This is a genomic window from Vreelandella xerophytica (genome assembly GCF_968048975.1).
The window spans coordinates 1,543,401-1,556,333 of the sequence record NZ_OZ309106.1; the positions used below are offsets into that span (position 1 = coordinate 1,543,401).

Below are 12,933 nucleotides of genomic sequence, written 5' to 3' on the forward strand. Positions count from 1 at the left end.
CCTACTCGCGTAACCAGTTGCGCAGCTTCACCAGAATCAGGCCGGCGTCGCTCAGCGAACGCCGGTCTTTTATCAGCTCGCTCAGCCGGTCCGGGTAGTCGGTAATGATCGCATCCACACCCAGGTCGATCAGCGTTGACATCCGCGCGTGATCATTCACCGTCCAGGCGTGAACCTCATAACCGTAAAGGGCGGCGAGTGTGATCTCCTGGCGGGTGATGCGATTATGGCGAAGCCCCAACGCATCAAAGCTGCGCCGGTCGAGCGTACCCGGCAAGATCAACTGTGCCAATAGCGTGACGCGAAGTTCAGGAGCCCGCTCTTTCACGAAGCGGACAATGTCCGGGGTCATGGTGGCCACGCGCATGGCCATGCGCGTATTGGGAAAGCCGCACTCACTCATCCCGGTCAGGGCGCTTCGCTGTGTCGCCCAGCAGCGGTAGCGAATATCCGACTCCCTGTCCAGCGTGTCCAGAACGGCCTGCGCCAGACGCTGCTCGTCACCGGGCAGTGCCTTCATGTCGATCATCAGGCCCGCCTTGCCGCGCACCAGCGCGAGGGTTTCATCAAGGCCTGCAATGGTTTCGCCTTGAAAGGCATCACCAAACCAGCTTCCGATATCGAAGTGGCTGAGTTCTTCACGGGTCAGCTCGCCGAAATCCCTGGCATCTCCGGTCAGGCGGGTCAGGCTGCGGTCGTGATACAGGAGCACTTCGTCATCGGCGCTCAGGCGGACATCGAGTTCGACGTAGTCAGCGCGATCTTCAAGGGCCTGACTCACGGCAGCAAGCGTATTTTCCGGAGCCACCATGGAGCTTCCCCGGTGAGCAATGACCGTGACGTTGTCGCGAAGCTCGAAACTGTTGAGAATCCACCAGGCCTGAAGTCCGGCAAACAGCAGGACGGCAAGCTCCACCGCCCAGGCAAGCCGTCCTGGGTTGGCATCGTCGTTACGGGGTGAGGGCTGCGTCTCTTGGGTAACCAACTGCTGGTAAAGACATGCCGAAAGCAGGGCGTTGGCGGCAATGCCCAGAAAGGTGATGGTCAGCGTAATCAGGACGTAGCCGGTAAGGTAGGCCAGCATGGCAGGGATCAGTACGGCATTGTGCTCGGGCAGCCACCAAAGAAGCGGCGTAACGATCAGGTCGAAAAGCCATGTGACTAGAATGGGCAGGGCGATGATCAGGGCTAGAAGCATCAAGACCGCCGCGCCGATGGACCGACGCCATCCTCGGGTAAGGGGCACGCTCTGTCTGAGGGCCTGCAGGGGCGAACACCGCTCGATGACCACCAGGGGCAGAGCCAGCATCCAGCGAAGGTAGAGCCAGGCGGCAAGGCTTGCCCAGATCAGCACCAACGGGAGTGCGCAAGCGATGAAGTACCACAGTACCGGCGGGCGAACGCGCTGAAGATAGTAGAGGTCCAGCCCGCTCAGAAATAGATCGAAAAGCCAGGTCAGCCCCAGCATGAAAGGGGCCAGCAGTAAAAGATGTGTGCCAACCTGCAAGATCACCAGCACCGCCAGCGCCGGCAGGCGACGGGTATTGCGCCAGAGAGCCTCGAAAGCCAGGCGATAGTGGTTGTTGCCCGGGCGCGTGGCTACCAGGAGCATACCGGCCTGTTGCCAGTAGATCAGCAGAAAGCCGAACCAGAGTCCCACCAGTAGCGTCACCAGCCCCAAGGGGCTGAAAAGCAGCGTGACCAGTGCCTCGGTCGTGATTACCGTGCGGTTGAGCGCTGACAGCAGCGTCTGGGACAGCCAACCCAGGGTGGGCAGCAACAACGCCGAAGCTAAAAGCGTATATAGCAGATGGTAGGCAATGAGCGGCCGTAAATGGTCGCGCAGAGTGCGAAACAGGGCGTAGCTGAGCGGTTTCAACGGCTGCATAACGAAGACTTCTGAGATGAATGCCTGCGTGGCTCCAAAAGGCCACGCGCGGCAAATGGCCTAGCCAAGTGACAAGGCATGGTCGGAAACGATAATACCGTTGTTGTCGGCGTAGAGCCATTGACCGGGTCTGATCGTGGTGCCGGCAAACGTGACGGGAATATCGCGCTGGCCAGCCCCGTGTTTTTCACTCTTGCGCGGATGGCTGCCCAGCGCCTGAACTCCCAGGGGCAGCGTCGCCAGAATATCCACATCACGCACGCAACCGTACATGATGACCCCGGCCCAGCCGTTTTTCGCCGCCTGTTCGGCCAGCATGTCGCCAAGCATTGCGCAGCGGTGCGAGCCGCCCGCATCGACCACGAGTACGGCACCTTCGCCGGGTTCGGCCACAGCCTCCTTGACCTTCGAGTTATCTTCAAAACACTTGACCGTGCGTACCTGGCCGTAAAAGTTCTCGACGCCGCCGATATTGGCGAACATCGGCTCGAGCACGCAAACCTCGGGGTTGGCGTCACATAGATCCGGCGTTACTACGGTTTGAGTGGTCGTCATGAGGGTTCCTTGATGATAAATGAACGGCGCTATAAAAAACGCCCCGCCCTCGAAGAGGAGCGGAGCGTTCGGTCATCGACTCAGAAAGGAAAAGATGAAGCCTTTCTGTGATGGTGCGAGCATCGGCGATGGGGTGGTTGTCAAAAGCGGTTTAAGCTTCCTGGGCAACCGGAATCACGTTCGAGGCAATCTTTTGATACTCCTCGATTTCGTGGAAGTTCATGTAACGATAGATCTCGCCGGCCATGGCGTCAAATTCGCCCATGTAACGCTGATACTCTTCAACGCTGGGCAGACGGCCTTCAACCGCGGCCACCGCCGCCAGCTCCGCCGAAGCCAGGTACACGTTGGCACCATCGCCCAGACGGTTCGGGAAGTTACGCGTAGACGTAGACACCACGGTGCTCTTGGGCGCAACGCGGGCCTGGTTACCCATACACAGTGAACATCCCGGCATTTCCATGCGGGCTCCCGCACGGCCGTAAATACCGTAGTAACCTTCTTCGGTCAACTGGTGCTGGTCCATCTTGGTAGGTGGTGCCAGCCACAGACGCGTCTTCAGGCTACCTGCGGGCTGTTTTTCCAGAAGTTTACCCGCTGCGCGGAAATGACCGATATTGGTCATGCACGAGCCGATAAACACCTCATCGATTTTCTCACCGGCCACCTCGGACAACAGGCGAGCATCGTCGGGGTCGTTCGGCGCGCAAAGCACCGGCTCCTTGATCTCGTCGAGGTCGATCTCGATGACCTCGGCGTACTCGGCGTCCTGGTCGGCGCGCATCAGGCTCGGATTGGCAAGCCAGGCTTCCATTCCCTCGATGCGCCGGCTGATGGTGCGCTCGTCGCCGTAGCCGTTGGCCATCATCCACTTCAAGAGGGTGATGTTGGATTTCAGGTACTCGGTCACGCTCTCTTCAGACAGCGTAATGGTGCAGCCGGCAGCAGAGCGCTCGGCGGAGGCGTCGGAGAGTTCGAACGCCTGCTCGACGGTCAGATCCTCGAGGCCTTCGATTTCCAGAACGCGGCCCGAGAAAGCGTTCTTCTTGCCGGATTTGGCAACCGTGAGCAGCCCCTGCTTGATACCGTAAAGCGGAATGGCGTGTACCAGATCGCGTAGTGTCACACCGGGCTGGCGCTGGCCCTTGAAACGCACCAGAACCGATTCCGGCATGTCCAGTGGCATCACGCCGGTGGCAGCGGCAAACGCTACCAGGCCCGAGCCTGCCGGGAAGGAAATGCCCATCGGGAAGCGGGTGTGGGAATCACCGCCGGTGCCCACGGTATCCGGCAACAGCATGCGGTTGAGCCAGCTGTGAATGATGCCGTCACCAGGACGTAGCGAGACGCCGCCACGGTTCATGATGAAATCGGGCAGGGTGTGGTGGGTATCCACATCCACGGGCTTGGGATAGGCCGAGGTATGGCAGAACGACTGCATGACCAGATCCGCCTGAAAGCCCAGACAGGCGAGGTCCTTGAGCTCGTCCCGGGTCATCGGGCCAGTGGTATCCTGAGAGCCCACGGTGCTCATCTTGGGCTCGCAGTACATACCCGGGCGCACGCCGGTCAGACCGCACGCCTTGCCGACCATCTTCTGGGCCAGGGTAAAGCCCTTGCCGGTATCCTTGGGCTGCTCGGAAAGACGGAACACGTCGGATGCCGGAAGGCCGAGAGAGTCCCGCGCCTTGCCGGTCAGGCCGCGGCCGATGATCAGCGGAATACGGCCGCCGGCGCGCACCTCATCCAGAATCAGCTGGGTCTTGAGTTCGAAGGTGGTGAGTACCTCGTCGGTGCCGTGCTTGCAGACCTTGCCTTCATAGGGGTAGACGTCGATGACGTCGCCCATTTCAAGCTTGTCGACGTCCATCTCGACGGGCAGCGCGCCCGAATCTTCCATGGTGTTGAAGAAGATCGGTGCGATCTTGCCGCCAAAGCAGAAGCCGCCGGCGCGCTTGTTGGGTACATAGGGAATGTCGTCGCCGAAGAACCAGAGCACCGAGTTGGTGGCAGACTTGCGCGAAGAACCGGTACCCACGACGTCGCCTACGTAGGCAACGGGGAAACCTTTCTCCTTGATTTCGTTGATCTGGTCAAGCGGGCCGCGGGTACCGGGGATTTCCGGATGGATGCCTTCGCGCTCGTTTTTGAGCATGGCATTGGCGTGCAGCGGGATATCCGGGCGTGACCAGGCATCCGGGGCCGGGGAAAGGTCGTCGGTATTGGTTTCACCGGGCACCTTGAACACGGTCAGGGTGATTTTCTCGTCGAGCGCAGGCTTGGAAAGAAACCACTCCGCCTCGGCCCAGGAGTTGAGAACGTCCTTGGCCACGGCATTGCCGTTTCGGGCGCGCTCTTCGACGTCGTGAAAGGCGTCAAACATCAAGAGGGTGTGCTTGAGCTGCTCACCGGCTTCCTTGGCCAGCTCGTCGTTGTCCAGAAGCTCGACCATGGAGACGATGTTGTAGCCGCCCTGCATGGTGCCCAGAAGCTTCACGGCGTGAATCTTGTCGATCAGAGGGGAGGTGGCCTCACCCTTGGCGATCGCCGTCAGAAAACCCGCTTTCACGTAAGCGGCTTCGTCGACGCCCGGCGGTACGCGGTTGGTGATCAAGTCGAGAATGAACTCCTGCTCACCGGGCGGCGGGTTTTTCAAAAGCTCGATTAAACCCGCGGTCTGCTCGGCGTTCAGGGGCTTGGGTGGTACGCCCTCGGCGGCGCGTTCCTCGACATGTTGGCGGTAAGCTTCAAGCACGTTGGGCCCTCTCATCTTCTTAATGGTGTCGAACACATACCCACACGGTATCCAGTATGCGCTTTGACACGTGACATACGCTTGACAGGCAGCGTCTGGTGGATGGCGGGGATTCTACGGGAAACTGTCGACAATGTTAAGACGACAACGCGGCAAGCCCGTTGGACTTTATGCTGACACGGCTACTCAACGTAACAAACGTTCGTTTAAACTGAACAGACCCAGTGCCACGAACAAGGTAGAGTGAGGCCCTGAAAGGCCTTGGGGAAAAGCCGTTTGCAATAACCCCGCTCTAGATCATTTAATACTTAAAGCGTAGCCGGCATTCAAAAGATCATGCCCCCGCAAGGGAGGCCCAAGTGCCGGTATTCAACGGCTTCCTGGGTCAGAGGAAAAAGAATCACCGGGGCTTTCAATAATATGATGCAAAAACGCGTAAAATAGGGCCTTCAAGGTTGAATAGCCTTGAGCGACGGGAGCAGCGCCAAGGCGTTGGTGTGTTTTAAATGAGTATGGGCGCTTGGTAACCGTATTATGTCGATAGAGTTAGCCGCATTGAATCCTGCAGACCATTCGCTAGGCGCGGATGACTTACTGCCCCCCAGCCTTAACGACTTTCTAGCCTGTCAAACCCCGGATGCCTGGCTCGAATGGGCGTTGGTCAACCCGGAAACACTGTTGATCGACCATGCCCAGTGCGAGAAGAAGGCAGCTTCGACGGCGATGAATCTGCTTTATCGCTACGTGGGTCAGCCACTGTTGCTGAGCAAGATGTCGCAGCTTGCCCGCGAGGAGCTTCTCCATTTCGAACAGGTAGTGGGATTGATGGAGCGCCGCGGCGTCGCCTACACGCATCTGAGCGCCTCGCGCTATGCCGAAGGGCTCAGAAGACACCTGCGCAGCAACGACCCGGAGCGCTTGATCGATGTATTGATCATCGGCGCACTGATCGAGGCGCGAAGCTGCGAACGCTTTGCCCGCCTGATTCCGTATCTTGATGAAGAGCTTGCCAGGTTCTACCGTACCCTGGTGAAGTCGGAAGGGCGCCACTTCGAGGATTATTTGTTGCTGGCCCAGCAGCAGACCCCCGATGCGATCGATGACCGTATCGCCTTTTTTGTAGCGCGTGAAGCTGAGCTGATCACTTCGCCCGATACAGCGTTTCGTTTTCATAGCGGTGTGCCGGCCTGAGTCGAGCCCCGTCTAGGTAGGATGTGCCTCATGCGCGATGCCAAGCAGATCGACAAATTGACCCTTTTTGGCCATTTTTCCCTCTCGTTTGGAGAGGACGTACTGACCCATTTCAGCTACGACAAGGTCAAAGCCTTGCTGGTTTATTTGTTGCTGCATCGCCAGCCGGCCAATCGCGCAGCGCTTGCCGAGCTCTTGTGGCCAGATCAGGGACTCTCCTCCGGACGCACCAACCTCCGCCATGCCTTGCACTGCCTGCGCCAGTCACTGGGGGAAAGTGCCGATGCGGTACTCAACGTTTCCCGCCAGACCATCGCCTTCAACCTCCCGCCGCACTGGCGGGTGGATCTTCACGAGCTTCAGACGCTGCTTGAAGGCCCGCAGGAGCTGGAAACCCTGGAGGCGGTGATGACCTGTTACCAGGGCGACCTGGTGGAAGAGCTGCAGTTGACCAACTGCAGCGAATTTCAGCGCTGGTTGGTGCAGGTGCGCAATGAGTGGCGCCAGCGCGTCATCCGCTTTGCCGAGCATGTACTGGACACCCAGGACGAGGTGCCCGATTCGGTCATTGAAGAGCTGGTCAGCGGGTTCTCGGGCTATGGTCCCTTTCACGAACGCCTGGTACGTCAACTGGCCGAAAAAAATCAGATGGCAGCCGCCCACGAGCAGTACAACGGCTATCTGCAGCTTCTGGCGCTTTCCGGACAACAGCCCGAACCCAGCTTTCTGCAGCTGGCAAGCTACTGGTCCGACGGCCATCATGATACTCAGGTGGTCAGCCCCCAGGGAGCGTTTTCTCGCGCGCTGGCCGCGGACAGCAAACCGCTGCGCGAAGATGAGATCGAGCTTCGCCAGCTCTCGGTCATGGCCATTCGCCTGCGTTTACAGGGTGACTGGCAAGAGCGCGGGGCGATGCGCCACTGTCTGAATCTTCAGCTGGAGCTTCTGCGCTGGCTAGAGCAGCAGTGCCATCATCTGGGCGGTTTCTGGCTGCCCGGCGCTACCGGCGGGCTCGGGCTTGCCTGCTTTGGCACCCACGGGCCCGCCCACCAGCTGGCCGAACTGGTGGCACTCTACGAGCACTGCCGCAAGGCGTTGCCTCAGGAAATCACCCGGCGCTGGAGTATCGACAAGGAGCCGCCAAGCTTTGAGCTGACGGCCGGGCTCCACAGCGGTCGAGTGGTGTATCTGCCCGAGCGACAGCTGGCGGACCCGCTGGGGCAGGTGACTCAAGTCTCTTTGGAGCTGATGAGCGCTGCCGAAGGTAGCGAGCTTGTGATCTCCCAGGAAGCGAGCCAGCACATGCCCCCGGCGCTGGATCTGCAGCCCAGGCTGTCATCACGGCTGGTGGCAAGCGATGGCCGCGTGCGTCTGCGTGCCCTGGTGCTGGGCCAGAACGAAGGTGGGCGCGATGCGACGCCGCCAAGTCTTATTGGTCGTGAAACGGCGCTTCGCACCCTGCGCGATGCGCAGGCTCGGGCGAGTATCGGACTCAGGCAGAGCGTACTGGTACGCGGTGGAACCGGGATGGGCAAATCCGCCCTGATGGTCGGGTTTCGTCAACTGGAGTTAAGCCGTGACGCTGCCGTGTGCTGGCTACCCACTACGCGACTTTCCGTGCTGGAGCCTTACGGCGTGGCCCGGCAACTGCTCGCCTGGCAATGCCAGCAGTCGCTTACTCTAAAAGCGCTGCATGGCTTGCAGGAGGCGCTGGGCGTCAGCGCTCTGGATAGCGAACGCCAGGAACTCATCGAGCAGGCGCTTGGCGTGCGCGAGGTCGACGACATCGGCCAGCTCACCCAGAACGGAGAAGCCGTCGAACTGGTAGCGCGGCTTCTCCACCGTCTGATCGAGCGCGAAGCGCAAACCAGCACGCTGCTGCTGATGATCGATGACCTTCAGTGGCTGGATGAACCCTCCTTCAAGGTGCTCACCGGGCTTCAGGCGCGCCTGCCGATCAACACCGCCTTCATGCTGGTGGCCAGCCACCACGGGCGTGAACAGCTTCCGGTCAAGCTTCACTGGGACCAGCAGATCCCGCTTGGCAAGCTCGATGTCGGCCAGTCCGCGCGGCTTTTGATGCAGCTGGCGCGACGATATCAGATTCATCTGAGCCCCAGACTGCGTAACCAGATTGTCGAACGTTGCGATGGCGTGCCGCTTTATCTGCAGGAGATCTGTCGCCGGCTGGATATGGATCGTCGCGAAGGGCGAAGCGTGCAGTTCAACGAGCTGCCCAAGGGTCTTTTAGGGCTTCTGGCCAGCCGGATCGATCAGCTGGAAGGCGACCGGGATATTGCCCATGGCGCGGCGGTGCTGGGCCGACGTTTTCGTCTGGATATGCTCAGTGAAAGCAGCCACTTCGATAAAAAACGGCTTCTGAAAGCGCTGGAACATATGCGCCAGCTGGAAATCATCGAGGTGGTGGAGCAGCCGGGCGGCGAGCCTGAGTATCAGTTCAGCCATCAGCTTCTTCACGAGGCGGCGTATCTCTCCTGCCCGAAAGATGTGCGCGTGGCACTTCATCAGCAGGTGGTGACCCTGATCGAAGAGCGTTTTCCCATGTGGATCAGCCGTCATCCTGGCGATTTTGCCACCCACCTGCGCCGCAGTGGTCACTACGCCCGGGGGGCACGCTACTTCGAGCTGGCCGCTCGAGAGGCGTTGAAGGTCAGTGCCAACCGCACCGCGTTGAAGATGGCCGATTTCGGTCTTGGCTGTCTCAAGCATGTGGACGACCAGCTCGAGCGGGAGGTGAGCCTTTTGACGGTGAAGGGCCAGGCGGCCTTCGCTCTGGAAGGCCACGGCTCGCCCACGGCTCACGAATGCTTTGTTCAGGCGCGTGAGCTTTTGCGGGAGTCAGGAAGTGACACCCCGGAAGACCCGGAAGACCTTGAACAGATCTTTCTGGTGAAGTGGGGGCTTTGGCTGGGCCGCAGCCAGCGCTACGCTCATGCTGACGCCTTTGCGTTGGCTTCCACGCTGGCCGATATCGCCAAGCGACTGGAAGACCCGCGCTATGGCCGGCTGGCAGATTATGCCGGCGCCCAGTGCGAGTACTGGGCGGGAAGAATCGCCCAGGCCTTTGACCATCTCAACGAGATCGACCCGCTGAACGCGTCGATGATGATCGAGTGGCTCCCGTTCTCGGATCACCCCCAGGTCAGCGCGGCGAGTTTTCAGGGGTGGGCACTGTGTCTGCGCGGCGACTACCAGCGCGCCGAGCGCCATATCGCCGCGGCGATCCGCCTGGCTGAAAAGATCGGTCACCCCGGCACCCTGGCCATGGCACTGATGTTTGCCGCTGCGCTTTATCGTCAACTGGGCCATATTCATCTGGCCGCTCGTCATGCCGAGCGCGCCGCGGCCATGACCGTCACGCCGGATCTACAGCTCTGGCAGATTACTGCCCAGGGCGTGCTCGGTTGGCAGCAGGCCCTGAGCGGTGACCCGGCCGGACTGACGCGACTTCGCGAAAGCCTTGACCAGATGGCGGAGCTGAACGGGCGCGATCGCTTCCAGCGGCCGGTGCTGTGGTATGGCGATGCCTGCATGGAGCTTGGGGAACTCACCGAAGCCCAGGAATATCTGGAGCAGTGTCTGGTCATTGCCAAGGAGCGCAGCACCCTGTTCTTGCCGGAAATTGCCACTCAGCTTGCCCGGGTGCGCCATCGTCTGGGATACCCCGCCAACGACGTGCAGGCACTGGCCGAGCTTGCCATCGACCATGCGCGGGAGCAGGGCAACCGCCACCACGAACTGGCGGCCCTCGAGTTCTGGTTGACTCATATCGCCCCGGAGGACAAGAAGACCAAGGAGCTCTTCCGCCAGTGTCTGGCAAGCGTCAGCCACAGCGACGCCCCGGTGCTGGTACGTTGGGTCAACCTGCTTGATAGACGCTTGCCCCAGGCGGCGGGGGTGGAAAGCTAGGTGCTCGCCTCTAGCCAGGCGAGGTTCTCCAGCGCCTCGTTTCGGTGAGTGCCGCATACGTCGGTATCGAATGTGAACCGGGCGCACACCGCCGGGCGACGAGTATCACCGAACAGCCGACACAGGTTGTCATCGTCGAGTTGAGTGCAGCGCTGGCCCGCCGGCTTGCCCCGGGGCATACCCGGAATGGGGGAGCTGATGGACGGGGCGATACAGCACGCCCCGCATCCTGCCCGACATCCGCCGTTCTCGTCAGACGCGCGCTCTTTGGCAATCAATGGTGTCGTCATGTCAAAGGGACGCGCTTTGGGCAGTGGCACCCTTGTTGAAACCCTCGAAGGCATGCACGCAGGTGGCCACACCCGTCTTCCGAGCGATTTCGTCGGCGAGCCAGCGGGCGATGTTCTCGACCGTGGTGGGGTAGGGCAGCACCGCACAGCGCTCGGCGGGCAAGGTGATGCTGAAGACACCCTCGCCGGAGATGTAGCGACAGGTGAGCATGCCGTCTTTCTGACAGGCGATATCGGCACGTTCGAGCAGGTAGCGGTTATCCAGCCAGAAAGCCCAGCTGTTTTCCAGGGCGTGCTGGCGCTGACCGTGCTGAAAGATTTGCAGCCGGGAGCGGTGGCCGTGGGCGATGCGCTGGCAGTTGCCCTGGTGACGTTTGAGGCCGTGACTGTAGCCGTAGGCCGCCCCATCGATTGCTTCGTCGCTGAGATCGAGTGCCACGCTTGCGACGTTTTCCGGACAGGTATGGGTCAGTTCCTGGCTTAACGATTCGGTCAGCTCGGCGAGTGCCACGCGGGGTGCGTCCATCAGCGTAAACGCTGAGGCGGGGCCGCGGATCTCGATGGGGTAAGGAGACACGGCGCGAACACTCAAGCCCTCTTCGCACGCGCTGACACTGACGTCGGGTGCCTGGGTGGGTACCAGCAGAGTGTGGTCGATGCCGGCGTCCAGGGCCCTCTTGATGAAGGGTTTGACCTTGCCGAAATCGAACAACATGCCGTCCTCGCCCAGTTCGCCGTCCAGCGTGGCATCTACCTGCCAGCTGCAGCCGGTCAAACCCTTTTCCGGGCACCAGAGCGAAACATCGATGTGCGTCAGCTGATGGACAAAAAGCGCCATTATTCGAATCCTGCTATCTTGTGAGTCTGAAGCGAGAGCCGCCACTGAGGGTTCGCCATGCAGTAAGCGGTCGTTGCCTTGATCAGCGCCTGATTATCGGCAAGCGGGCCCTGGTCCATCGGCTGCAGAAAAAAGTGTCTGAAGGCCAGCGTTTCAAAGCGTGCGGGCGTGACACCCGGCTGGGGGTAGACCAGTTTCAACTCGTCGCCGGTCAGCGCTTTCAAGCTGTTATCGCCCTTGGGGCTCACGCAAAGCCAGTCAATACCCTCGGGCACATCGACAGTCCCGTTGGTTTCCACACCAATCTCGAACCCCTTTGCCTTGACGGCTTCGATCAACGTGGCGTCGAGCTGTAAAAGCGGCTCGCCACCGGTAAACACCACGTAGGGTACGGCGCGCTGGCAGGCCTCGGGCCACAGGTGGCTGATATGTTCGGCAAGGTCGGTAGCGCTTTGAAAACGGCCGCCGCCAGCGCCGTCGGTACCGAGGAAATCGGTATCGCAGAACGTGCACCGGGCACTTGCCCGATCCACTTCCCGGCCAGACCACAGGTTGCAGCCGGTGAAGCGGCAGAACACGCTGGCGCGTCCGGCCTGGGCACCTTCACCCTGCAGGGTGTAGAACGCCTCCTTAACGTGATACATCGCTGGCCTCCGTGTCGGGTTCGTAGGCGAGCGGGTCGACGACGTTGTTGGCTGCGAAGGCGGCCAGGCGTTCGCGGCAGCTGCCGCACTTGCCACAGGCCAACTCGCGCCCTTCATAACAGGTCCATGTGTCGCGGTAATCAAGGCCCATGACCAGGCCTTCGCGCAGAATATCGGCCTTGGTAGCCTTCAGGTAGGGCGCGCGGACTTCAATGGGGTCGAAGTTGGCGATGGCTGCGGCGTGGCGCATTGCCTCGACAAACTCGGGACGACAGTCAGGGTAGAGCACATGATCGCCCCCGTGAGCGCCATAATCCACGCACGAGGCACCGATATTGACGGCCTTGGCAATGGCGAGCGATAGAAGAATCATGTTGCGGTTGGGCACTACAGTGGCCTGCAGATTCTCCTCGGCGTAGTCGGCATCGGGCATCAAGGCCGTCTGATCGGTCAGCGCAGAGTTGTCGATCAGCCCGTGAATGGCACGTATATCCACCACCTGATGGGGAATGCCGAGCTTTTCGCATACCGTTCGGGCGATGTCGAGCTCGCGGCGGTGGCGCTGGCCGTAGTCAAAAGAGAGTGCATGCACGGTCAACCCTTCCTGAAGGGCACGGTGCATGACGGTAAAGGAGTCCATGCCGCCGGAGTAGATAACCACGGTAGCGGGGGAGTGTGTACAAGATAGGAGAGACATGCTAATACTCGCTGGCCGGAGAATTTATTGAGTGCCTTTTGGGCAGAATTCCGGGGTCCGGTCCGGAACGCCGAGCAGTGTACGCACTGGTTGCGCGCTTGGCTAGCCAGGGCGCCCTGTAAAAGGCGATCAGGCGAAAAATCGG

9 protein-coding genes are annotated in these 12,933 nt (G+C 60.6%); 2 read left to right on the forward strand and 7 right to left on the reverse strand.

Features of this window, described 5'->3' with window-relative positions:
* Position 1: 1 nt before the first annotated feature.
* The 3 genes from ACWF8S_RS07355 to acnB form a co-directional block, all read right to left on the reverse strand.
* Complete coding sequence (locus ACWF8S_RS07355) at positions 2–1,888, reverse strand: glycerophosphodiester phosphodiesterase family protein (RefSeq protein ID WP_447556205.1); 1,887 nt, start codon at positions 1,886–1,888, stop codon at positions 2–4.
* A 60-nt stretch (positions 1,889–1,948) separates the two neighbouring features.
* Positions 1,949–2,443: a ribonuclease E activity regulator RraA gene (gene rraA / locus ACWF8S_RS07360; protein ID WP_447556206.1), complete on the reverse strand. Its 495-nt coding sequence runs from the start codon at positions 2,441–2,443 to the stop codon at positions 1,949–1,951.
* A 151-nt stretch (positions 2,444–2,594) separates the two neighbouring features.
* Positions 2,595–5,198 (reverse strand): bifunctional aconitate hydratase 2/2-methylisocitrate dehydratase, encoded by a 2,604-nt coding sequence (gene acnB, locus ACWF8S_RS07365; protein WP_447556207.1) that lies wholly within the window; start codon positions 5,196–5,198, stop codon positions 2,595–2,597.
* A 534-nt stretch (positions 5,199–5,732) separates the two neighbouring features.
* On the opposite strand from acnB, the gene miaE reads away from it, so the two are divergent.
* Both miaE and ACWF8S_RS07375 read left to right on the forward strand, forming a co-directional pair.
* Complete coding sequence (miaE, locus tag ACWF8S_RS07370; protein WP_447556208.1) at positions 5,733–6,389, forward strand: tRNA isopentenyl-2-thiomethyl-A-37 hydroxylase MiaE; 657 nt, start codon at positions 5,733–5,735, stop codon at positions 6,387–6,389.
* Between the two features lie 30 nt (positions 6,390–6,419).
* On the forward strand, positions 6,420–10,319 hold the full coding sequence (locus ACWF8S_RS07375; protein ID WP_447556209.1) for an AAA family ATPase: 3,900 nt from the start codon (positions 6,420–6,422) through the stop codon (positions 10,317–10,319).
* On the opposite strand, the gene ACWF8S_RS07380 is transcribed toward ACWF8S_RS07375, so the two are convergent.
* The 4 genes from ACWF8S_RS07380 to queC are packed head-to-tail and all read right to left on the reverse strand — an operon-like array spanning position 10,316 to position 12,788.
* Entirely contained in the window at positions 10,316–10,609 is a 294-nt protein-coding gene (locus ACWF8S_RS07380) for a YkgJ family cysteine cluster protein (protein WP_447556210.1), read from the reverse strand. The two genes, ACWF8S_RS07375 and ACWF8S_RS07380, sit on opposite strands and share 4 nt — an antisense overlap.
* Before the next feature lies 1 nt (position 10,610).
* Positions 10,611–11,447 (reverse strand): 6-carboxytetrahydropterin synthase, encoded by an 837-nt coding sequence (locus tag ACWF8S_RS07385; RefSeq protein WP_447556211.1) that lies wholly within the window; start codon positions 11,445–11,447, stop codon positions 10,611–10,613.
* Positions 11,447–12,091, reverse strand: coding sequence for a 7-carboxy-7-deazaguanine synthase (gene queE / locus ACWF8S_RS07390; protein ID WP_447556212.1), 645 nt, complete (start codon positions 12,089–12,091; stop codon positions 11,447–11,449). Before queE ends, ACWF8S_RS07385 begins: the two co-directional genes overlap by 1 nt.
* Entirely contained in the window at positions 12,078–12,788 is a 711-nt protein-coding gene (queC, locus tag ACWF8S_RS07395) for a 7-cyano-7-deazaguanine synthase QueC (RefSeq protein WP_447556213.1), read from the reverse strand. Before queC ends, queE begins: the two co-directional genes overlap by 14 nt.
* Positions 12,789–12,933: the final 145 nt, after the last annotated feature.